17 protein-coding genes are annotated in these 21,563 nt (G+C 66.0%); 11 read left to right on the top strand and 6 right to left on the bottom strand.

All coding sequences use genetic code 11. From position 1 onward, the window contains the following. The first annotated feature begins 78 nt into the window (after positions 1-78). A complete protein-coding gene (gene pepN, locus C7R54_RS07040) occupies positions 79-2,784 on the top strand; it encodes an aminopeptidase N (RefSeq protein WP_129149514.1) in 2,706 nt (901 codons plus the stop codon). Positions 2,785-2,807: 23 nt separating this feature from the next. Further along, on the top strand, positions 2,808-3,827 hold the full coding sequence (locus C7R54_RS07035) for a class 1 fructose-bisphosphatase (protein WP_129149513.1): 1,020 nt from the start codon (positions 2,808-2,810) through the stop codon (positions 3,825-3,827). Between the two features lie 114 nt (positions 3,828-3,941). Here C7R54_RS07035 and C7R54_RS07030 read toward each other — a convergent pair whose 3' ends face one another. From C7R54_RS07030 to C7R54_RS07020, 3 genes are all read right to left on the bottom strand, one after another. Beyond that, positions 3,942-4,163, bottom strand: a complete 222-nt coding sequence (locus tag C7R54_RS07030; RefSeq protein WP_129149512.1) for a YgdI/YgdR family lipoprotein — start codon at positions 4,161-4,163, stop codon at positions 3,942-3,944. Positions 4,164-4,356: 193 nt separating this feature from the next. Continuing rightward, the gene (locus tag C7R54_RS07025; protein ID WP_129149511.1) at positions 4,357-5,346 is read right to left on the bottom strand and encodes a quinone oxidoreductase family protein; all 990 of its coding nucleotides are present in this window, start codon (positions 5,344-5,346) and stop codon (positions 4,357-4,359) included. 58 nt (positions 5,347-5,404) lie between these two features. Further along, positions 5,405-6,370 carry a DMT family transporter gene (locus C7R54_RS07020; protein ID WP_129149510.1) on the bottom strand — a complete coding sequence of 322 codons (966 nt, stop codon included), beginning with the start codon at positions 6,368-6,370 and terminating at the stop codon, positions 5,405-5,407. Between the two features lie 154 nt (positions 6,371-6,524). Here C7R54_RS07020 and C7R54_RS07015 point away from each other — a divergent pair, with 154 nt between their 5' ends. The 4 genes from C7R54_RS07015 to C7R54_RS07000 all read left to right on the top strand — a co-directional run bounded on the left by C7R54_RS07015 (position 6,525) and on the right by C7R54_RS07000 (position 11,437). Then, positions 6,525-7,025, top strand: coding sequence for a MarR family winged helix-turn-helix transcriptional regulator (locus tag C7R54_RS07015; protein WP_192903611.1), 501 nt, complete (start codon positions 6,525-6,527; stop codon positions 7,023-7,025). A gap of 100 nt (positions 7,026-7,125) precedes the next feature. Next, positions 7,126-8,577, top strand: coding sequence for an efflux transporter outer membrane subunit (locus tag C7R54_RS07010; RefSeq protein ID WP_129149509.1), 1,452 nt, complete (start codon positions 7,126-7,128; stop codon positions 8,575-8,577). A 19-nt stretch (positions 8,578-8,596) separates the two neighbouring features. Continuing rightward, entirely contained in the window at positions 8,597-9,787 is a 1,191-nt protein-coding gene (locus C7R54_RS07005) for an HlyD/EmrA/EmrK family protein (RefSeq protein WP_129149508.1), read from the top strand. A gap of 45 nt (positions 9,788-9,832) precedes the next feature. Further along, the gene (locus tag C7R54_RS07000; protein ID WP_129149507.1) at positions 9,833-11,437 is read left to right on the top strand and encodes a DHA2 family efflux MFS transporter permease subunit; all 1,605 of its coding nucleotides are present in this window, start codon (positions 9,833-9,835) and stop codon (positions 11,435-11,437) included. 104 nt (positions 11,438-11,541) lie between these two features. Here C7R54_RS07000 and C7R54_RS06995 read toward each other — a convergent pair whose 3' ends face one another. The 3 genes from C7R54_RS06995 to pdxR form a co-directional block, all read right to left on the bottom strand. Beyond that, the gene (locus C7R54_RS06995; protein WP_240039423.1) at positions 11,542-12,546 is read right to left on the bottom strand and encodes a hypothetical protein; all 1,005 of its coding nucleotides are present in this window, start codon (positions 12,544-12,546) and stop codon (positions 11,542-11,544) included. A gap of 373 nt (positions 12,547-12,919) precedes the next feature. Next, the gene (locus tag C7R54_RS06990; RefSeq protein WP_129149506.1) at positions 12,920-13,987 is read right to left on the bottom strand and encodes a tartrate dehydrogenase; all 1,068 of its coding nucleotides are present in this window, start codon (positions 13,985-13,987) and stop codon (positions 12,920-12,922) included. A 48-nt stretch (positions 13,988-14,035) separates the two neighbouring features. Beyond that, positions 14,036-15,547: a MocR-like pyridoxine biosynthesis transcription factor PdxR gene (pdxR, locus tag C7R54_RS06985; protein ID WP_129149505.1), complete on the bottom strand. Its 1,512-nt coding sequence runs from the start codon at positions 15,545-15,547 to the stop codon at positions 14,036-14,038. Positions 15,548-15,889: 342 nt separating this feature from the next. Between pdxR and C7R54_RS06980 the strand changes: the two genes are divergently transcribed. From C7R54_RS06980 to C7R54_RS06960, 5 genes are all read left to right on the top strand, one after another. Next, positions 15,890-17,461 carry an ABC transporter substrate-binding protein gene (locus C7R54_RS06980; RefSeq protein WP_129149504.1) on the top strand — a complete coding sequence of 524 codons (1,572 nt, stop codon included), beginning with the start codon at positions 15,890-15,892 and terminating at the stop codon, positions 17,459-17,461. A gap of 61 nt (positions 17,462-17,522) precedes the next feature. Beyond that, a complete protein-coding gene (locus C7R54_RS06975; protein WP_129149503.1) occupies positions 17,523-18,527 on the top strand; it encodes an ABC transporter permease in 1,005 nt (334 codons plus the stop codon). Next, positions 18,524-19,363 carry an ABC transporter permease gene (locus C7R54_RS06970; RefSeq protein ID WP_129149502.1) on the top strand — a complete coding sequence of 280 codons (840 nt, stop codon included), beginning with the start codon at positions 18,524-18,526 and terminating at the stop codon, positions 19,361-19,363. Before C7R54_RS06975 ends, C7R54_RS06970 begins: the two co-directional genes overlap by 4 nt. 22 nt (positions 19,364-19,385) lie before the next feature. After that, positions 19,386-21,083, top strand: coding sequence for an ABC transporter ATP-binding protein (locus tag C7R54_RS06965; RefSeq protein WP_129149501.1), 1,698 nt, complete (start codon positions 19,386-19,388; stop codon positions 21,081-21,083). A 100-nt stretch (positions 21,084-21,183) separates the two neighbouring features. Next, on the top strand, positions 21,184-21,510 hold the full coding sequence (locus C7R54_RS06960) for a cupin domain-containing protein (protein ID WP_129149500.1): 327 nt from the start codon (positions 21,184-21,186) through the stop codon (positions 21,508-21,510). The last annotated feature ends 53 nt before the right edge of the window (positions 21,511-21,563 follow it).

Genomic DNA, 21,563 nt, shown 5'->3' with positions numbered 1-21,563 from the left:
ATAAAGTTTTGCGCAGCAAGCACCAGGCCGCGTCCTACAATAGCCAGGTCATGACTTCTTTCCGGGGAAAAATAGCCCATGCGCACCGATACTTCCGTGACCATCTACCGCAAGGACTACCGGCCCTATCCTTTTGAAATTCCCGAAGTGGCGCTGGCGTTCGATCTCGAACCCGAGGTCACCACCGTGACGTCACGCCTGACCGTGCGCCGTCGCACGGCCGGCGACACGGCGCCGCTGGTGCTGGACGGCAGCGAGCTGGAGCTGGTCTCGGTTCATGTCGACGGCGCCGCCTGGGATGCCGGCCGCCATACGCTGACCGCGGAGACCCTGACGCTACCCGGCCTGCCCGACCAGGCCGTGGTCGAGATCGTCAGCCGCTGCCGCCCCCAGGCCAATTCGACGCTGATGGGCCTGTACGTATCGAGCGGGAATTTCTTCACGCAGTGCGAGGCCGAAGGTTTCCGCCGCATCACCTGGTTCGCGGACCGGCCGGATGTGATGTCGCGCTATCGGGTGACGCTGCGCGCCCTGCCCGAGTACCCCCACCTGTTAAGCAACGGCAACCTGGTCGCCAGCCGTACGTTGCCCGACGGTCGCCAGGAAGTGGAATGGGAAGATCCTTTCCCCAAGCCCTGCTACCTGTTTGCCCTGGTGGCGGGGCAGCTGACCTGCCGCGAGACCCGTGCGCGCACCGCCAGCGGCCGTGAAGTGCTGTTGCAGGTCTATAGCGACCCGGGGTCGGAGGACCGCACGGCCTGGGCCCTGGAATCGCTGGAACGGGCCTTGCGCTGGGACGAGACCCGCTTCGGCCTGGAATTGGACCTGGACCGCTTCATGGTGGTCGCCGTGCGCGACTTCAACATGGGCGCGATGGAGAACAAGGGCCTGAATATCTTCAACGCGGCCTACGTGCTGGCGAATCCCGATACGGCCACCGACGCCAACTACGAAGGCATCGAGTCGGTCATCGGCCACGAGTATTTCCACAACTGGACCGGCAACCGCGTGACCTGCCGCGACTGGTTCCAGTTGAGCCTCAAGGAAGGGCTCACGGTTTTCCGCGACCAGGAATTCAGCGCCGACATGATGGCGCACGGTCTGGATGCCGCGGCCGCCGCCAGCGCCCGCGCGGTCAAGCGCATCGATGACGTCGCCACGCTGCGCGCCGCGCAATTCCCGGAAGATGCCGGCCCCATGGCCCATCCCATCCGCCCCGAAAGCTACCAGGAGATCGGCAACTTCTACACGGCCACGGTCTACGAGAAAGGCGCCGAGGTCATCCGCATGCAGCATACGCTGCTGGGCGAGCAAGGCTTTCGCGCGGGGATGGACGAGTATTTCCGCCGCCATGACGGGCAGGCCGTGACCTGCGACGACTTCGTGGCCGCGATGGAATCGGTCTACACGCGGCAGCATCCCGGCCGCGACCTGTCCGTGTTCCGCCGCTGGTACCGCCAGGCCGGCACGCCGCGCGTCGCCGTCTCGCTGGCCTACGATGCGGCGACGCGGCGCTGCGCCGTGACCCTGTCGCAGCGCTGCGCGCCGGTCGGGGTCGAAAAAACCACGGCCGACGGGGCCGACAAGCCGCCGTTGCATATCCCGTTCGCGATGGGCCTGCTGGACCGCGCCGGCCGGCCCCTGCCGCTCTCGCTCGACGGCGCGCCGGCCGTGGACACGGTGCTGCTGGAGTTGACCACCGAACGCCAGGAATGGGTGTTCGATGGCATTTCCAGCGAGCCCGTGCCGTCGCTGCTGCGCGGTTTCTCCGCGCCCGTCATCGTCGAGTACCCCTGGCGTGACGACCAACTGGCCCTGCTGTCGGCGCACGATCCCGACCCCTTCGCCCGCTGGGAGGCCGGCCAGGAACTGGCCACGCGCCAGATCCTGGCGCTGGCTGCACGTGTCCAGCAAGGGGACGCGCTGAGCCTGCAACCCGCTTTTGTCGAGGCCTGGCGCACCCTGCTGACCGATCCGCGGCTGGATGCCGCCTATCGCGCCCGTGCGCTCGCCCTGCCGTCGGAGAAGACGCTGGCCGAACGCATGACCGATATCGACCCGCCCGCCCTCGCCGTCGCGCGCGATTTCGTGCGCGCCGACCTGGGCCGCCAGTTGGCCCAGGCCTGGACGGCCGCGTTCGAGAACAACCAGACGCCGGGCGCCTACAGCCCCGCGCCCGTCCCGGCGGGCCGGCGCGCCTTGAAGAACCTGGCCCTGTCACACCTGATGGCGGCCGGCGATGCGCGCGCGCAAGCGTGGGCGCTGGAGCAATACGACCAGGCCGGCAATATGACCGACCGCCTCGGCGCCCTGGGCGCGCTGGTCAACCATGGCCGTCCCGACGACGCCACGCGCACGCTGGGCGACTTCTACGAGCAGTGGCAGCAGGACCCGCTGGTCATCGACAAGTGGTTCGCACTGCAGGCCACGGCGCGCTCCACGTCCGTGGAAACGGTTCGAGGCCTGATGGCCCATCCCGCCTTCACGCTGCGCAATCCGAATCGCGCCCGCGCCCTGGTATTCCAGTTCTGCCTGAACAACGCGCGCGGCCTGCACCTGCCTGACGGCAGCGGCTATGCGTTCTGGGTCGAGCAGGTGCTGGCGCTGGACGCGCTGAACCCCGAAATCGCCGCCCGCCTGGCCCGCGCGCTGGACAACTGGGCACGCTATACGCCGGCCCTGCGTGAACCCATGCGGCGCGCGCTGGAAAAAGTCCGCGCGCACGCGGGCCTTTCGCGCAACGTCAACGAAATCGTGTCCAAGGCGCTGGAACTGGCCGCCTGACTTCATTCATCCTGGAGAATCCCTTGAAAAGAAAGACCCTCACCCAATACCTGGTCGAGCAGCAGCGCGAACACGGCGTGGTCGTGCCGGAAGTACGCCTGCTGATCGAAGTGGTCGCGCGCGCCTGCAAGGCCATCAGCCACGCCGTCAGCAAGGGCGCCCTGGGCGGCGTGCTGGGCAGCCTGGGCACGGAAAACGTGCAAGGCGAAGTGCAGAAGAAGCTGGACGTGATGTCCAACGAAATCCTGCTCGAAGCCAACGAATGGGGCGGCCACCTGGCCGCCATGGCATCGGAAGAAATGGAAACCATCCATCCCATTCCGAACCGTTATCCCAAGGGCGAATACCTGCTGCTGTTCGATCCGCTGGATGGTTCGTCGAACATCGACGTCAACGTGTCCATCGGCACCATCTTCTCGGTGCTGCGCGCGCATCACGACACGCCCGGCCAGCCCGTGGGCGAACAGGACTTCATGCAGCCCGGCAACAAGCAGGTGGCGTCGGGCTATGCGGTGTACGGCCCGCAGACCATGCTGGTCATCACCGTGGGCAATGGCGTGGCCGGCTTCACCCTGGACCGCGAAATGGGATCCTGGGTGCTGACCCACGAAGACATGCGCATTCCCGAGGACACCAAGGAATTCGCCATCAATATGTCGAACATGCGTCACTGGGCGCCGCCCGTGAAGCATTACATCGACGACTGCCTGGCCGGCAAGACCGGGCCGCGCGGCAAGGATTTCAACATGCGCTGGGTGGCGTCCATGGTGGCCGACGTGCACCGCATCCTGACGCGTGGCGGCATCTTCATGTATCCGTGGGACTCGCGCGAGCCGAACAAGCCGGGCAAGTTGCGCCTGATGTATGAAGCCAACCCCATGAGCCTGCTGATCGAGCAGGCCGGCGGCGCCGCCATCGACGGCACGCAGCGCATCCTCGACATCCAGCCCATGCAGCTGCACCAGCGCGTCAGCGTCATCCTCGGTTCGAAGAACGAAGTCGAAACCGTGGCGCGTTATCACAAGGAACACGGCCAGGGCTGATCCGGTTCCGCGAGCCCAAATGAAAAGACCCGCGCCATGGCTGTGATGCGGGTCTTTCTTGTCTTGGGGCGGCCCCAAGACAAAAAGCCCCCCTCGGGGGGCACAAGCGGCGTCCTACTTCACTTCCTGTATGGAATGGACGTCGTCCTTGTTGATCTGCACCTTCTTGCCATTGTCTTCGTACTGGTAGGTGCCGGACTTCTTGTTGTATTCCGGCTCGTCCGGAGTGACGATCTGCTGTCCGTCCTTGGTCTGCACGACATTCGGATGGGAACAAGCCGCAAGGCCGCCCAGCGCGGTGGTAGCCAGGGCCAAAGCCAGAAGTTTTCGGGTCATGTCGCAGCTCCTCTAGGTCAGTGACCTAATCACCTTAGCCCACGCTGCCGCCCGTAGGACGTGACGGACTGTGGACAAAATGCGAGTGACTGTAAGGAGGGAAACCCGGCGACGGCGCGCGCCGCGGGGCATGCGGTCGCCCGTCCGCGGCGCGGGAAAAAAGACGCCGCGATGCGGCGTCTTCATACAACCATCAATCCAGCGTCAGGATCGTCGCGCCGGTGGTCTTGCGCGCCGCCAGCGCGGTGTGCGCGTCGCCGACCTGCGCCAGCGGATAACGCTGGCCGATGTTCAGCTTGATCTTCTTCTTGACCACCAGGTCGAACAACTCGCTGGAGGCGGCCTGCAGCTTGTCCAGCGTATTGATGTGCAGGCCCAGCGACGGACGCGTCAGGTACAGGCAGCCCTTCTGGTTGAGGATGCCGACATTCACGCCGGTCACCGGACCCGACGCGTTGCCGAAGCTGACCATCAGGCCACGCGGTTCGATGCAGTCGAGCGACGCTTCCCAGGTATCCTTGCCAACGCCGTCATACACCACCGGCACCTTCTTGCCACCGGTCAGTTCCAGCAGCTTCTCGGCGACGTTCTCGCGCGAATAATCGATGGTGGCCCAGGCGCCGTGCTCCTTGGCCAGCGCGGCCTTCTCCGGGCTGGAAACGGTGCCGATCAATTTCACGCCCAGCGCGCGCGCCCACTGGCAGGCGATCAGGCCCACGCCGCCCGCCGCCGCGTGGAAAAGAATCGTCTCATTACCTTGCAGGCGGTAGGTTTGGCGAAACAGGTATTGCACCGTCAAGCCCTTGAGCATCATGGCGGCGGCTTCGTCGAAGCTGATGCCCTTCGGCAGCTTCACCACGTTCACGGCCGGCACATTGCGCACTTGGGCATAGGCGCCCAGCGGGCTTTGGCCATAGGCGACGCGATCCCCCTTCTTGACATGGGTGACTTCGCTGCCCACCGCTTCGACCACGCCCGCGCCCTCCGAGCCCAGGCCGTGCGGCAAGGGGTGCGGATACAGGCCGGTGCGGAAATAGATGTCGATGAAGTTCAAGCCCGCGGCGTGCTGGCGTATCGTGACTTCCTTCGGGCCGGGGGGCGGCACTTCCAGGTCGACGAGTTTCAGGACCTCGGGACCGCCATGGGTTTCGAGCTGGATTGCCTTTGCGATAGTGCTGGCCATGCAACGCTCCTTTTGTGCGTTTATCGTTGGGTACAGGATGAATGGAAAGCAAGGGAATTCATGCCGGCGCGTTCCGGGGCTTGGCGGACGCCCGCGATTTGGCGGTGAGCGCGAACACGCCGGCCAGGACCAGGCCGGTGCCCGCCAATTGCCAGGATGTCACCGGCTCGCCCAGGAACCAATATGCCAGGAACAATACGGAGACCGGCCCCAGCATGCCAAGCTGCGCCGCCAGGGGCGCGCCGATGCGCGAGACGGCGGCCATGATCATGAAGACCGGCAGAACGGTGTTGACGGTGGCGTGTATGAGCGACAAGCCGTAGAAACCCATGGGCTGGAGCAGCGCCGATACCGGATGCAGCACGAAGAACTGGACCAGGCAGGCAATGCTGGAGACGGTCATGGCATAGGCTGTCAGGCGTGTGGAGCCCACCCGCTTGACCAACTCGCCGGAGCCGATCAGGTACAGGGCATACGTCAGCGCGGACGCGAAGACGAAGCCCGCGCCCAGCCAGACCGCATCGCCCGCCGATTGCGACAGGTCATGCGCGAACACCAGCACCACGCCCGCGTAGGACAGCGCCAGCGCCACCCACTGGCTGCGCGCGATGGCGCGCTTGAGCCAGAAGGCGGTGATGAGCAGCACCAGCGTCGGCGAGAGGAAAAGGATCAGGCGCTCCAGCCCGACGCTGATATAGCGCAGGCCCAGGAAATCCAGGAAGCTGGACAGGTAGTAGCCAAGCAGGCCCAGCACCACCACGCGGCCCCGCTCGCCCGCCGTCAGCACCGGCAGCTGGCCGCGCCGCGCCCGGCGCGCCTGGTCCAGCGCGATCAGGGCGAAGAACGGTAGCGAGAACAGCATGCGAAACGCAATCAGCGTGACGGCGTCCACGCCATACGCATAGGTGAACTTGACGACGATGGCCTTGCCCGAGAAGAGGATGGCGCCCAGGGCAGCAAGCGTAAAGCCCATTGCGCGTTGCGAGAACCCGCTGCTGGCCGGGGGAACGGTCGTCGATGTCATGGGCCGGATTTTATGTGCGGGAGCGCCACGTTTGCACCCCCTTTCTACGACATCGACAGCACGCAGGCGCGCCGGCCACATTCCGTCCCCCATAACCCTGTGGCAAGTCGGGGCTTTATTGACAGTTACTGTTTAGGCAGCTACATTGCGCGGCATGAATACCGAAACCCCTGACCCGTCAGACGATTCGCCGCCCTACCGCTGCGATCGCCTGCAAATGTTTGAAGAGAACCCCGGGTATCTCATCAAACTGGTGTACAACTCGCTGAACCGGGCGCTGGACCAGGAAATGGCCCCGCTCGGGCTGACGGCCACCCAGTGGCGGCCGCTGGCCATGGTCAGCATGGGGCGCGCCGACACCGCGGCCGAGCTGGCACGCATGTCGGACGTCGACACCGGCGCCATGACGCGGACCCTGGACCGCCTGGAAGCCAAGGGATTGCTGCGCCGCCAGCGCTGCGAGCACGACCGCCGCGTGATCAAGATCGAGGTCACGGAGGAAGGCGCCGCCGTCACCCGCCAGATCCCCCTGAATATTGCCCGCACCTTGAACCACTTCCTGCGGGGGTTCACGGAAAAGGAGGCCCAGATGTTGTCCCACTTCATGCGCCGCATGCTGGCAAACGGCTCCGCGCCCGTGCCGCCGTCCAAATGACCAGGCGACATGACTGGTCCTGTAGTTCGCCTAAATCACTGCCTAGGCAATTACATCCTGAACAATTACTTAAAGCATCTCAATTGAATCTCTGGTCGCTATGAAACGCTTATTGAGCTCCTTGCTGGTCCTGACGCTGGGCGGTTGCGCGCTGATGGAGCCAGGCCCCCAACCGGTCAAGCAGGTCGATGGGACCGCGCTGGGCCTGAGCACGACGACCGCCAACTGGCCCGTGGAGAAATGGTGGCGGCGCTATCAGGACACCCAGCTCGACACGTTGGTGGAAGAAGCCCTGGCCAACAGCCCTTCGATGGCCGCGGCCCAGGCGCGCCTCGCGCAGGCCAACGCGGCCGTGGGCACCGCCCGCGCACCGCTGCTGCCGCGCGTGGATGCGGACTACAGCCTGCAGCGTGAGCACATCTCCAAGAACTATATCTACCCTGCCCCGCTGGCCGGCTCGGCGCAGAGCGATACTCGCCTGGGCCTGGACTTCAGCTACGAGCTGGATTTCTGGGGCAAGAACAGCTCCCGCCTGAAGGCGGCGCTGTCGCAGCAGCAAGCCGCCGAGGCCGATCGCCAGGCGGCGCGCGTCATGCTGAGCAGCGCGGTGGTGGAAGCCTATCTCAACCTGCAGGACGCCTTCGCCCAGCGCGAGGTCCTGCAGCGCATCCTCAAGCAGCGCGAGAATGTGCAGGCCATCACCGCCCAGCGCTTCAGCGCGGGCCTGGACACGCAGGTGGAAGTCAAGCAGGCGGACGCCGCGCTGGCCGCCGGCAAGGTGCAGTTGACCCAGATCGAGACCACGCTGGCGCAACTGCGCAACCAGGTCGCGGCCCTCGTCGGCGCCGGTCCCGAACGCGGCCAGCGGCTGGTCGCGGCCACGATGACGGCGCCCGGAGGCGGCGTGCCAGCCTCCGTGCCGCTGGAGCTGCTGGGCCATCGCGCCGATGTCACGGCCGCGCGCTGGCGCGCGGAAGCGGCGCGCAAGGAAATCGACGTCGCCAAGGCGCAGTTCTATCCCAACGTGAACCTCACCGCCTTCATCGGCTTCCAGGCGCTGGGCACCAACAACCTGCTGGACGCCGGCAGCCGCGCCGCCAACATCGGCCCGGCGATTTCGCTGCCCCTGTTCCACAACGGCGAGCTCAACGCCAATCTGGCAGGCCGCCGCGCCGATGCCGACCTGGCGGCCGCCGACTACAACCAGACCGTGCTGACCGCGGTGCGCCAGACCGCCGATGCGCTTGACGCGCTGCGCCTGCTGGAACGCGAAACCACGGAACAGCGCCAGGCGCGCACGTCCACCGACGCGGCCTATGAACTTGCCGTGAACCGTTATCGCGCCGGCCTGGGCAACTACCTGACCGTGCTGATCGCGCAGGATAGCGTGCTGGTGCAGGCGCGCCTGGACACCGACCTGCGCTTCCGCGCGTACAAGCTCGACGCCGACCTGGCCAAGGCCCTGGGCGGCGGTTATGTGGAGACCGCCGACGCGGCCCTTGCCGCGGCAGGGACTGCCCCGGCCTCCGACGACCAGAACAACACCCATTGAACCCCTCGGACACTACGTCATGAATGCCCCGCAGACTTCCAATTCCGCCCGCAAACGCCTGATGTTGCTGGCCACCGGCATTTTCGTTCTGATCGCCATCGCCTACGCCGTCTGGTGGTGGGTAGTCGGTTCGCACTTCGAAAGCACCGACGATGCCTACGTGCACGGCAACCTCGTGCAGATCACCCCGCAGGTGCCCGGCACGGTAGTGGCCATCGAAGCCGACGACACCGAAACCGTCAAGGCCGGCGCGCCGGTGGTGCGCCTGGATCCCGCCGACACCGACATCGCGCTGGCGCAGGCCGAGGCCAAGCTGGGCCAGACGGTGCGGCAAGTGCGCACGCTGTATGTGCAGAACGATGCGCTGGCCGCCGACGTCGACGTGCGCCTGGCCGACATCGAACGCGCCCAGGCAGACCTGGCGCGCGCCCGCAGCGATCTCGCGCGGCGCCAGGCCCTGGCCAAGTCCGGCGGCGTCAGCGGCGAGGAAATCCTGCACGCGCAGACCACGCTGAAAAGCGCCGAGTCCGGCCTGGCCCAGGCCAAGGCCTCGCTGGCCGCCTCCAAGGCCAAGCTGGCCACCAACCAGGCCCTGACGCACGGCACCACGGTGGAACGGCATCCCGACGTCCTGGAAGCCGCCGCCAACGTGCGCAACGCATGGCTGGCGACTTCGCGCACGGTGCTGCCGGCGCCGGTGACGGGCATGGTGGCGCGGCGCGGCGTGCAGGTCGGCCAGCGCGTGGCGCCCGGCAACACGCTGATGAATATCGTGCCGCTGGACCAGGTCTGGGTGGAAGCGAATTTCAAGGAAGGCCAGCTGCGCAATATGCGCGTGGGCCAGGACGTGGAACTGACCGCCGACCTGTATGGCGGCAGCGTCAAGTATCACGGCAAGGTGATAGGCCTGGACGCGGGCACCGGCAGCGCGTTTGCCCTGCTGCCGGCGCAGAACGCCACCGGCAACTGGATCAAGGTGGTGCAGCGCGTGCCCGTGCGCATCGCCCTGGATCCCAAGGAACTGCAGGCGCATCCGCTGCGCATCGGCCTGTCGATGGACGTGGAAGTGGACGTCGGCAAGCAGGAAGGCCAGGCCGTGACGCAAGCCACCCGCACCGAGCCGGTCTGGGTCACCCGCGCGTTCGAGCCTGACCACAAGGAAGCCGATGCCATGATCCAGAAGATCATCCAGGCCAACCTGGCGCAATAAACCCATCCGCGCACCACGCGTCCCCGCCCCTCTCGAACAGACGCCATGAGCGAGCAAACCTCCAACGCCGGTTCGGCGCCGGCCACGCCGGCGCCGCCCGCCGGCACCTATGCGCCCCTGACGGGGGCCACGCGGATCATCGGCGCCGTGGCCCTGTCGACCGCGGTGTTCATGAACGTGCTGGACACCTCGATCGCCAACGTATCGATCCCGACCATTTCAGGCGACCTGGGCGTCAGCACCAGCCAGGGCACCTGGGTCATCACGTCGTTCGCGGTCGCCAACGCCATCACCGTGCCGCTGACGGGCTGGCTGACGCAGCGCTTCGGCCAGGTGAGGCTGTTCCTGGCCTCCACCCTGCTCTTCGTGCTGGCCTCCTGGTTGTGCGGCTTCGCGCCCACCCTGGAGGCGCTGATCGGCTTTCGCGTGCTGCAGGGCGCCGTCGCCGGCCCCATGATCCCGCTTTCGCAAGCGCTGATGCTGGCCAGCTTCCCGAAGGAGAAAGCCGGCATGGCGCTGGCGGTCTGGGCCATGACCACGCTGGTGGCGCCCGTGGCCGGGCCCCTGCTGGGAGGATGGATCTCCGACAACTACACCTGGCCCTGGATCTTCTATATCAACGTCCCCGTCGGCCTGCTGGCCGCCTGGGTCAGCTGGCGCATCTACGGCAAGCGCGAATCGGTCACGCACAAGCGCCCCATCGACAAGGTGGGCCTGATCCTGCTGGTGGTCTGGGTCGGCTCGCTGCAGGTGATGCTGGACAAGGGCAAGGAGCTGGACTGGTTCCAGAGCTCGACCATCGTCACCCTGGCGGTCGTGGTCATCGTCGCCTTCGTGTTCTTCGTGATCTGGGAATTGACCGACGCCCATCCGGTGGTGGACCTGCGGCTCTTCAAGATCCGCAATTTCTCGGTGGGCGCGATCACCCTGGCGGTCGCGTATGGCGTGTTCTTCGGCAACGTGGTGCTATTGCCGCTATGGCTGCAAAGCAATATGAACTACACCGCGACGGATGCCGGCATCGTCACCGCGCCCGTCGGCATCCTCGCCATCCTGCTGACGCCCGTGGTCGGCCGCCTGCTGGCCACGCGCGATCCCCGCCACCTGGTCACGTTCGCCTTCTGCGTCTTCGCGCTGGTGTGCTACCTTCGCGCCGGCTTCACGCCGCAGACGGACATGCGCAACCTGGTCATACCGACCATCATCCAGGGCGCGGCCATGGCGGCTTTCTTCGTTCCGCTGACATCGATCACGCTGTCCGGCATCGAGCCCTGGCGCATTCCCGCGGCCTCGGGCCTGTCCAACTTCTGCCGGTTGACGATGGGCGGCTTCGGCACCTCCATCGCCACCACGGTCTGGGAAAACCGCGCGACCATGCACCATGCCCACTTGACCGAGACGGCCAAGCCGGGGACGCAGGCATTCGACCAGGCGGTGCATGCGCTGTCGAACGTCGGCATGTCGCCGCAACAGTCGCTCACCGCGGTGGACGGCATCGTCAACGCCCAAGCCTTCACGCTGTCGGCGCTGGACGTGTTCTATGCGTCGGCGCTGATTTTCCTGATGCTGATCGTGCTGGTCTGGTTCGCCCGCCCCCAGCGGGCCGCCAAGGGCGGCGGCGCGGCCGAGGCGGCGGCCGGGGCGCATTGAAGCCGGCTGCCGGCCCGTGACGAACGGGCCGCGCGTTGAAAGACATACGGGCCGCTTGCGCGGCCCGTATGTCTTTCATGCATCGGCGGGAAACGGCGCGGCCGCTAGGCTGCCGCTGCGACGGGGGACAACAGGCTGCGCCAGTCCACCTTGGGGATGATGCGTTCGGACAGCGCGCTGTCCAGGGACAGGTTGTAGAGCTCCACGCCGCGCTCCTTCAACAGGCCGGCGGCCTGGGCAAAGGACGGCTCTATCATGCGCTCGAAATTACGCACCAGCCGGCTGGTCTCGGGACGCTCGCCCTCGTCATAGAAGCGGCGGCCGCTCGAAAAACCCAGGTCCAGCCCATGGATGTACAGCTTTTTCACGCCGCCGGCGACCATCACCTGCAAGGCGGCATAGGCCACCGTATCCGCGTCGAACACCCCACGCGCCACGTTGAAGCTGTAGCCCAGTGCGCGCTCGGCGTCGAACACCGACATTTCCGGACGCGCCCGCGCCAGCGCCAGCAACTCCTGCGGCGTCGACGAGGGCTGGTAGGCGCGCTCGGATACCACTTCGATGACGCAGATGCGGCATTTGTAGGTCGCCGGCGGAATGCCCTGCATCAGGTAGCGCAACACATCCGGCGTGACGAACAGCGTCAGGTCGCGCGAGACCACTTCGCGCATCAGGTCGATGCGGCGCCGGACGAAATTCTGGTCGATGACGCAGTAATACTTGAACGGGATATCGAACTTGTGAACCAGCGCGATGGAACCGTTCACGCCCATGGCCGCGGCGATGGGCAGGCGGTCGTACTGGATCTCGGCGATGGAAGGGCCGCTGAGTATCAGGTGCACCAGTTCGGGGGAATCGGTGAAGGCTTCGGCGACCGGAGTCAGCGGCACGGAATGGCGGAAAGCCTTGAATGCCGAAATGGCGCCCGTCGCGTCGCGCTTGATCGAGACGTACGGCCACAGGTGCCGATTGTGCTGCATGCGCCGGCTGCGCATTGCCGCATAGAACTTGCGCCAGAAACGATCCAGCCGCTGGTTCCCCACCTTGCCGTTGTAAAGCACCACGCCGCCGCCGTCGCCGTAGGTACGCGGCGGCGCGGCACCGGGCATGCCCTCAGCGGTGTCGATAGCCAGACTTGTAGATGGTAACAATGCCAAACTCGTACTCAGTGATCATTTAGTGCGGATAAGGAATGCAGCTCCGCCAGTGTCACTGGACGCCCCCGCGCCCATCGGTCCGGCACTGCATAGGCGACTATAACCTTACAACCGCATTCAAAATTGAAAATTTGATGAAACGCAGAATTCAAAACCGAGGATCCTCGCTGAACACCTTGTGATTTTCGTGGATTTGTGGCCGTTTATACGGATCAGCATAGGATTGTTACATCAAAGGGACGTTCCGTTTCACTCAGTGCGGCATCGGCGCGTCGCGTCGTCTGTAACAACGACGCAACCTCGGTTCCCTGGATTTTCCTAGGCCTCACCCCTGCGCCAGCCGGTCGGCGACCGCCTTGCCCACATCGACCGTCTTGGCGCCGCCTTGCATATCCGGCGTGCGAGGGCCGTGCTCCAGGACGGCCTCGATGGCGCGCACCACCGCCTGCGACGCCTCCGGATATCCCAGGAAGTCCAACATGAGCGCCCCACTCCAGATCTGCCCGATGGGATTGGCGATGCCCTTGCCATAAATGTCGGGCGCCGACCCATGCACCGGCTCGAACAGCGACGGAAACTTGCGCTCCGGATTGAGGTTGGCCGACGGCGCGATGCCTATCGTCCCCGTGCAAGCCGGACCGAGGTCGGAAAGGATGTCGCCGAACAGGTTGGACGCCACCACCACGTCGAAGCGGTCCGGATGCTGCACGAAGTGCGCGCACAGGATGTCGATGTGGAACTTGTCCCACCGCACGTCCGGATAATGCTGGGCCATCTCGGCCACGCGGGCATCCCACCACGGCATGGAAATGGAAATGCCGTTGGACTTGGTGGCCGCGGTCAGGTGCTTGCCCCGCTTGCGCGCCAGCTCGAAGGCGAACTTGAGCACGCGCTCGGCCCCGATGCGGGTGAAGACGCTCTCCTGGATGACGACTTCGCGCTCGGTGCCCGCGAACAGCGTGCCGCCGCTGTTCGAATACTCGCCCTCGGTGTTCTCCCGGACGATGAAGAAATCGATGTCGCCCGGCTTGCGGTTGGCCAGCGGGGAAACCACGCCGGGCATCAGCCGCACGGGGCGCAGGTTGATGTACTGGTCGAAATCGCGGCGGAAACGGAAGAGCGAGCCCCACAAGGCCTCATGGTCGGGCACCTTGTCCGGCCAGCCGATGGCGCCGAAGAAAATCGCCTCGTGGCCGCCGATCTGCTCGCGCCAGTCGTCCGGCATCATCTTGCCGTGCCTGGCGTAATAGTCGCAGCTCCAGTCGAAATGGTCCCATTGGAAATCGATGCCGAAGCGCGTGGCCGCCGCCTCCAGCACGCGCAGGCCTTCCGGCATGACTTCCTTGCCTATGCCATCACCGGCGATGACCGCGATCTTGTGTTTCTTTGCCACTGGGCTGTCTCCTTGGATACGATGCCGGGAATCCGGACGGCGCCCGCGTCACGCGCGGCGCGCCACGGGGGCACGCCGGCTGTGCTCCAGCGCGGGCGTGATCACCTGCACCAGCCGCTGGAAGGACGGGCCGATGAGATTATCGGGCACGCAGGCATACCCCAGCAACAAGCCGGGCGCGCCGGCCGAGCCCTCGTAATAGCGCGACAGCGGACGCACCGTCAACCCCAGCGTGCGCGCCGCGATGGCGATGCCCAGGTCGTCGGTGCCGGCGGGCAGGTGCATGACCAGATGCAGGCCCGCTTCGTGGGTCGAAATAGGCCAGTCGGCCCCGAACTGGGCGGTAATGGCATCGCGCAGCAAGGTCTGGCGGCGCGCGTACACCTGGCGCATCCGCCGCAAGTGGGTCGCATAGTGGCCTTTCTCGATGAACTCCGCCAGCACGGCCTGGTCCATCAGCCGCCCCTCGCGGTACAGCTCGGACAGGCCGATGCCGAACGGCGTGGCCAGCGCCCGCGGCAGCACCATATAGCCCAGCCGTATGCCGGGGTAAAGCGTCTTGGAGAACGTGCCCAGGTAGAGGACGCGATCGTGCTGGTCCATGCTTTGCAGGGACGCCAGCGGCTTGCCGCCGAAACGGAATTCGCTGTCGTAGTCGTCCTCGACGATCCACGCACCATGCTCGCGGGCGTAGTCCAGCAAGCCGCGCCGGCGCGTCAGGCTCATGATGTGCCCCAGCGGGTACTGGTGCGACGGCGTCACGAAAATAAAGCGCGGCGGCTGCGCCAATTGCCTGGCGTCGGGCGCCAGGCCCTCGTCGTCGACGTCCACCGGTATGGTCGTTATGCCGCAGGCCTGGAGCATGGAGCGCGCGCCCCAGTAGCCCGGGTTCTCCATCCAGGCCGTATGCCCCGGATCGCCCAGCAGGCGAGCCAGCAAGCCGATGGATTGGTGGATGCCCGTGGTCAGCACCACCTGCTCGGGCTCGCAGCGCACCGCGCGCGACATGCGCAGGTGCTCGGCCAGGACCCGGCGCAGGGGCATGTAGCCGGCCCCGTGCGCATATGTCAGCAACTCCGGCGGCGGCGCGCGCCAGTGCCGGCTCAGCAGCTTGTTCCAGATCCCGTGCGGGAAGAGGGAAACATCCGGCACGCCGGCGACGAAAGCGCCCAATTGGCGGTCCGATACCGAGGCCAGGCGCACCAGCTGGTTGCCGCGGGCGGACAGCGCGGCCTGGTGCCAGGCCGGATCATCGGGGCGGTGCTCGGGCGGCCCGCTGCCGCGGATACGCGGCGCCGTGTCGGAAACGAAGGTGCCACTGCCAAACGCGGACTCGACATAGCCCTCCGCCAGCAGCTGTTCGTAGGCGTGCATGACGGTGTTGCGGGATAACCCCAGGTCGGTCGCCAAGGTCCGCGTGGCGGGCATCTTGACCCCCGCGGCGATCTCCCCGTCGAGTATCAACATGCGCAGAACGGTATATATCTGCCGCGATAAGGGCTCCTTCTCGCTGCGATCCAGTCGACGCAGCAGGACCTCGGACAGATTGACATCGCGCAAGTGGCACCATCCATGCGAAGAAATTTGGCTCTATTGAGAGTACCAAATATTCGATACGCTGCGCCCAGCGGTTCAAGGCAGTCCACAAGAAAAATGCTTAGTCCGGGCCTGGAAGGGCCCGCCTCAAGGGGAATATCTTGCAGTCGGACGACACATCATTGCCAGCCACGCGCCCGCGCCGACGATGCGGCTGTCGCCATCCACGCTTGCCCGCCAAGGCTCCTCCCACGCCGTAATTCCGCCGACCGGCGGGAACTGAACCTGTTTTTTGCTTTCTCCCACCCCCGGCGTCCCCACAAGGGCCGCCAGGCGACGCACTTACTTCCTCCATGGAGGCCTGTTGTGAAACTCGAACTAAGCTTCAAACTCGTTCTGGCGTCGCTGGCCGTCGCGGCCGCGCTGCCTTTGGGCGCCCAGGCGCAAACACGCGGCGGCACGCTCAACATGATCGTGCAGCCCGAGCCGCCGGTCATCGTGACGGCCATCAACCAGCAGGCCCCCACCCAGTTCGTGGCCGGCAAGATCTTCGAAAGCCTGTTCACCTACTCGGCCGACCTCAAGCCGCAGCCCAGCCTGGCCAAGTCCTACGATGTGTCGGCCGATGGACTGACCTATACCTTCCATCTGCAGGACGGCGTCAAATGGCAGGACGGCCAGCCCTTCACCGCCGATGACGTGGTGTTCTCCCTGGCCGACATGCTGCCCAAGACGCACGCCCGCGCCCGCGTGCTGCTGAACCAGTTCGTGGCGTCGGTCGCGAAGACCGACGACCTGACGGTGGTGGTCAAGCTTAAGTCGCCGTTCCCGGCCTTCCTGCTGGCCTTCGAGCCGGGCTTCGCGCCCATCATGCCCAAGCACATCTATGCCGGCACCGACTACATGACCAATCCGGCGAACCAGAAGCCGGTCGGCACGGGCCCGTTCATCTTCAAGGAATGGAAACGCGGCGAGTACATCAAGCTGGTACGCAATCCCAATTACTGGAAAGCGGGCAAGCCCTACCTGGACGAGCTGGTCTTCAACGTCATCCCCGATTCCGCCTCGCGCGCCGTGGCGTTCGAACGTGGCTCGGTCGACGTGCTGCGCGGCGGCGACATCGACAACGTCGACGTCAAGCGCATGCGCGCCCTGCCCAACGTCCAGTACACGACCGCGGGCTGGGAAATGTTCTCGCCGCAGGCCTACCTGCTGATGAACATGCGCAAGCCGCCCTTCGACAACGTCAAGGTACGCCAGGCCGTCATGGCCGCGCTCAACCGCAAGCTCATCGTCGACAACATCTTCTTCGGCCTGGGCAAGCCGTCGACCGGCCCCCTGGTCGCCACCGAGATGTTCTACGACAAGAACACGCCGCCGCTGGACTTCAGCATGAAGAAGGCGCGCGAACTGATCAAGGAATCGGGCATCAAGCCGGGCGACTACACCATCCGCCAACTGGCCTTCCCCTACGGCGCAACCTGGGATCGCCTGGGCGAATACGTCAAGCAGGCGCTGGAGCAGCTGGGCTTCAAGGTCGATACCGAATCGACCGATGCCGGCGGCTGGGCCAGCCGCACCGGCAACTGGGACTTCGACATCACGCTGAACTTCACCTACCAGTATGGCGATCCCGCGCTGGGCGTGCAGCGCCTGTATGTCGCGTCGAACATGGTGAAGGGCTCGCCCTTCGCCAACGTGCAGGGCTACAACAACCCCGAGGCCGACAAGCTGTGGAACCAGGCCGCGTCCGAGGTGGACAAGGCCAAGCGCCAGGAGCTCTATACGAAGATCCAGACGATGCTGGTCACCGACGTCGCCAACGGCTTCCTGCTCGATCTCGAATACCCCACGCTGTATCGCGGCAAGGTGCACAACCTGGTGAAGACCGCCATCGGGCTGAACGAGAGCTTCGACGACGTCTATATCGACAAGTGATGCACGCGCGCGCCGCGGCCACGAACGCGCCGCCGCGGCGCGCGCCCACCGGGATGCCTGCATGAAATTCCTGTCTTTCCTGTTGTCGCGCGTCGGCAAGGCCCTGGTGGTCGTGCTGGGCGTCGTGATCATCAATTTCTTCCTTATCCGCCTGGCGCCCGGCGATCCGGCCGCGGTGCTCGCGGGCCAGGCCGGCGCCAGCGACGCCGCCTACGTCGAGCAACTGCGCACCGCCTTCGGCCTGGACAAGCCGGTGCTGACCCAGCTGGGCCTCTACCTGAAAGGCGTGGCCACCTTGGACCTGGGCTTTTCCTATCGCAACCACGTGCCGGTGATCGACCTCATCGTCGAACGCCTGCCGGCCACTTTTCTTCTCATGAGTTGCGCCTTCGTCTTCTCCATCGTGCTGGGCGTGCTGTTCGGCGTGGTGGCGGCGCGCGCGCGCTACGACAACCGCGGCCGCTGGCTCGACAGCGTCGTCACGGGCGGCGCCCTGCTGCTTTATGCCACGCCGCTGTTCTGGCTGTCCTTGATGGGAATCCTGCTGTTCTCGGTGCTGCTTGGCTGGCTGCCGGCCTTCGGCATGGAGACGGTGGGCGCCAACCTGACCGGCTGGACGCGGGTGGGCGACATCGCCGAACACCTGATCCTGCCCGTGATCACGCTCGGCTGCTTCTTCATGGCCGTGTATGTGCGCCTGACGCGCGCGTCCATGCTGGAGGTCATCGGCATGGAATTCGTCAAGACCGCCCGCGCCAAGGGCGTGGCGCCGGGCCGCGTCATCCGTGCCCACGTGCTGCGCAATGCGCTGCTGCCCGTGATTACGTTCGCCGGCATCCAGCTGGGGCAGATGGCGGGCGGCGCGGTGCTCACCGAAACGGTATTTGCGTGGCCCGGCATCGGACGCCTGATGTTCGACGCCCTGTTGCAGCGCGACTACCAGCTGCTGCTGGGCATCTTCCTGGTCACGTCCGTGATGGTGGTCGTCTTCAACGTGATCACGGACATTATCTACCGGCTGGTCGACCCGCGCATCGGCGCCGGCGGACAAGGAGCGGGCGCATGAAGGCTTTTTTCAGGCGCTATGCGCGCAACTACGGCGCGGTGGTGGGACTGGTCATCATCCTGGTGGTGATCGCCGCCGCCATCGCCGCGCCTTATCTTTACGAGGACTCGCCCTGGATGATGGTGGCGTCGCCGCTGATCAAGCCCTTCGCGGATCCCGCCTACCCCTTCGGCACCGACATGCTGGGGCGCGACATCACCGCCGGACTGGTATGGGGCGCGCGCGTGTCGCTGATGATAGGCTTGCTGTCGACCGGCGTGGCCCTGCTGTTCGGCGTGGCCGTAGGCGCCACCGCCGGGTACTGCGGCGGCCGCGTCGACGACGTGCTGATGCGCTTCACCGAGTTCTTCCAGACCATCCCGCAGTTGGCGATGGCAGTGGTGATCGTGGCCGTGCTGGGCCCTTCGATCTACTCCATCATGGGCGCGATCGCCGTGGTTTCGTGGCCGCCGGCCGCGCGCCTGGTGCGTTCCGAGTTCATGACCCTGAAGCAGCGCGAATTCGTGCAGGCGGCCATCGTCATCGGGCAGAAGCCGGCCCGCATCGTCGCCACCCAAATCCTGCCCAATGCGATGTCGCCCATCATCGTGTCGGCGTCCTTCATGGTGGCCACGGCCATCCTGACGGAATCGTCGCTGTCCTTCCTGGGCCTGGGAGACCGCAACCTGATGAGCTGGGGATTCATGATAGGCGCGGCGCGCACCATGATCCGCGATGCGTGGTGGATGAGCGTCTGGCCCGGCCTGGCCATCCTGCTGACCGTGCTGGCCATCAACCTGATCGGCGAAGGCCTGAACGACGCGCTGAACCCGCAACTGCGCCGCCGCGGCGAATAGGAGGCGGACGATGACCCTGCAAATGCCCCCTCGACAAGATACGACCATCCAGCCCGAACCCCAGCCCAAGCCGCCGCGCGATGACGCCGCGCCGCTGCTGGCCATCCGCGACCTGAGCATCGCCCTGCCCGCCGGCGGCGACCGTCCGTACGCCGTCCGCGACATCAGCTATGACATCCGCGCCGGCGAGATCCTTTGCATCGTCGGTGAATCGGGCTCGGGCAAGTCGATGAGCGCCAACGCCATCATGGGCCTGCTGCCGAACTACCTGCGTCCGGAACGGGGCCAGATCCTCTTCCGCGGCCAGGACCTGCTGGCCCAGCCCGAAGGCGTGCTGCGCGGCATGCGCGGCAAGGACATGGCGATGATTTTCCAGGAGCCGCTGTCGGCCCTGAACCCGCTGATGACGGTGGGCGAGCAGATCGCCGAAGTCATGCGCGTGCACGACGCCTATCCCGGTCCCGCGCGCGAGCAGCGGGTGCTGGAAATGCTGGCGTTCGTCGGCCTGCCGGATCCCGCCACGCTGTTCCACACCTACCCCTTCCGCCTGTCCGGCGGCCAGCGCCAGCGCGTCATGATCGCCATGGCGCTGGCGCTGGAGCCGGCGCTGCTGATCGCCGACGAGCCCACCACGGCGCTCGACGTCACCACGCAGGCGCAGATCCTGTCCTTGATCGCCCGCATCCAGAAAGAGAAAGGCATGGGCGTCATGTTCGTGACCCATGACTTCGGCGTGGTGGCCGAGATCGCGCACCGCGTGGTGGTCATGGAAAAGGGACTGGTGGTCGAGCAGGGACCGGCCGAACAGGTGCTGAACCGGCCGGTGCATCCCTACACGCGGCGCCTCATCGCGGCGGTGCCGCACCGGCGCGCGAGGGAGCAAGCCGACGCGGCGCGGGAAGAGGTGGTGCTGGAAGTGAAGAACCTGCGCAAGACCTATGTCACCGGCCATGGCTGGTTCGGCAAGAAGCGCGTGGTGCGCGCCGTCGACGATGTCAGCTTCCGCGTGCGCCGGGGCGAAACCCTGGGCATCGTCGGCGAATCGGGGTCGGGGAAGTCCACCATCGGCAAATGCCTGCTCAAGCTGGTGGGCATCGACGGCGGCCAGATGCTGTTCGACGGGCAGGACATCGCTCCCCTGTCGGAAAGCGCGTTCCGGCCCCTGCGCAAGGACATCCAGATGATATTCCAGGACCCTTTCGCGTCGCTCAATCCGCGCCAGACCGTGGGCCGCATCATCAGCGACGGCCCCATCGCGGCCGGCAAGACTCGCGAGCAGGCCCATGCCCGCGCGCGCGAGCTGCTGGAGCTGGTGCGCCTTGACGCCTCGGCGTTCGACCGCTACCCCAACCAGTTCTCCGGTGGCCAGCGCCAGCGCATCGGCATCGCGCGCGCACTGGCGCTGGACCCCAAGGTCCTGGTGGCCGACGAATCCGTCTCGGCCCTGGACGTGTCGGTGCAGGCACAGGTGCTGGAGCTGCTGCGCGACCTGCAGCAGCGGCTGCGCATCGGCCTGGTCTTCATTACCCACGACCTGCGCGTCGCGGCACAGATCTGCAATGCCGTGCTGGTCATGCACCAGGGCAAGGTCGTCGAATACGGCAGCCCATCCCAGATTTTCGATGCCCCCCAGCATGGCTACACCCAGCGCCTTATCGGCGCGGTGCCCGGCCGCGGCTGGGACAGCACGCGCGTGAACACGGGAGGCGCCCAGGCTTGAGGCCGGCGGCGGCCTGCCCCGCCCCGGACTCGACCCCGATCGCCGCCTCGCCAGCGCCATCGCCATCGGCAATCCCAATTCAGATATCAGGAGACATACGATGCAACGCCCCGCCGCCATCCCCACCGTCCAGATCGACAACGAACTCGTCAAAGTCACGGAGTGGCGCTTTCCTCCGGGCGGCGAAACCGGTTGGCACCGCCATGGCATGCACTACGTCGTGGTGCCGCAGACCACCGGCGAACTGCTGCTGGAGACCCCGCAAGGCGAGGTTCGCAGCCCCTTGACCACGGGCAAGTCCTATTACCGCCCGGTCGGGGTCGAGCACAACGTGATCAATCCCGGGAAGGAAGAATTCGTTTTCGTCGAGATCGAGCTCAAGGGCGCGGGCGGCGAGGGCTGCTGCGGACCGGCGGGCGGCACCTGACGCCTGCGCACGGAGCACGCGGCGCTGGCCAGCACGCCCGCGCCGCGTCTTCT

Source organism: Achromobacter aloeverae, from assembly GCF_004121055.1.
In the GTDB taxonomy this organism is placed as follows: domain Bacteria; phylum Pseudomonadota; class Gammaproteobacteria; order Burkholderiales; family Burkholderiaceae_B; genus Bordetella_C; species Bordetella_C aloeverae.
The sequence above is the reverse complement of the archived record's forward strand: the minus strand, read 5'-3'. Positions and strand labels throughout refer to the sequence as shown.